The organism is Paenibacillus darwinianus (assembly GCF_000598065.1).
Taxonomy (GTDB): Bacteria; Bacillota; Bacilli; order Paenibacillales; family Paenibacillaceae; genus Paenibacillus_I; species Paenibacillus_I darwinianus.
The window spans coordinates 57,703-58,708 of record NZ_KK082160.1; the positions used below are offsets into that span (position 1 = coordinate 57,703).

Annotated in this window: 2 protein-coding genes and 1 pseudogene; all 3 read left to right on the forward strand. The window is 59.7% G+C overall.

The window, feature by feature from the left end; all coding sequences use genetic code 11:
- Positions 1-258 (forward strand): nucleotide pyrophosphohydrolase (locus tag BG52_RS15380; protein WP_036667093.1); only part of this gene is annotated, 258 nt, incomplete at its 5' end.
- 69 nt (positions 259-327) lie between these two features.
- The gene (locus tag BG52_RS08340; protein WP_036582513.1) at positions 328-858 is read left to right on the forward strand and encodes a tetratricopeptide repeat protein; all 531 of its coding nucleotides are present in this window, start codon (positions 328-330) and stop codon (positions 856-858) included.
- 42 nt (positions 859-900) lie between these two features.
- Positions 901-1,006: pseudogene (locus tag BG52_RS15385) on the forward strand (4-hydroxy-tetrahydrodipicolinate reductase); the annotation flags it as partial.

Here is a 1,006-nt window from a genome sequence, read left to right on the forward strand (position 1 = left end):
AGTCCGCTCGCCATGCTGGCTCGGCTGAGTGAAGAGGTAGGAGAGCTCGCGCGTGAGGTCAACCACCAATACGGCCCCAAGCCGAAAAAACCGGACGAAGCCGACAATTCCATCGAGTTGGAGCTGGGCGACATCCTTTTTATCATAACCTGCTTCGCCAATTCGCTCGAAATCGATCTCGCAAGGGCGCACGACAAGGTGATGCACAAGTTCAATACGCGCGATGCGGGCCGTTGGACCAAAAAAGAAGGACCGTGAAGCACGCCCTTAACAATCGTTGTACCCCGGACATATGCTGTAGCATGAGGGTACAAGGAGGTTGGGCGGATGAACGGGGATGAGCATGTCAAACGGGCTTACGAATCGATTCTGCAGGGAGATTACGAGCAGGCGATCCGCTGCTTCGAGCAGGCGATCGCCGCCCATCCGGATAATCCGGCTTACCGTTACAAATGCTCGATCACCTGTGCGCGCAGCGCCAAATGGATGAAGGCCTTAGCGCATGCGGAGGAGGCGGAGCGGCTCGATCCGGGTAACGTGGTGTACGGCTTTCATCTGCAGACGGTGAAGGCCCGTATGCTGGCGGCCGAGGCGGAAGCGACGCTGGCTTCGGCCTCGCCCGACCTTGCCGCGGCAATCGAAGCGCTAATCGAGGCGACGAAGCTCGATCCGCTGTCGGATGAAGCGTTCCTGATGCTCGCCGCCGCATACGGAGCGGTTGGACGATACGGCGAAGCGGCGGCGAGCGCGGAGGAAGCGCTGAAGCTAAATCCGCAGCATACGGAAGCGGCCCGGCTGCTGCAGGGAATACGGCGCAAATGGCGCAAGGAGCGGCAGGACGGCAACCCCCGCGTTTGACGGCTTTTATTTTATCTTGATATCGGAACAGGAGATGCGAACATGTCGGAGAAAATACGCGTAGCGGTAGCGGGAGCAACCGGCCGGATGGGCCGCGAAGTGGTGAAAATGGTGCTGCAGGACGAGTCGCTGTCGTTGTCCGCCGCCG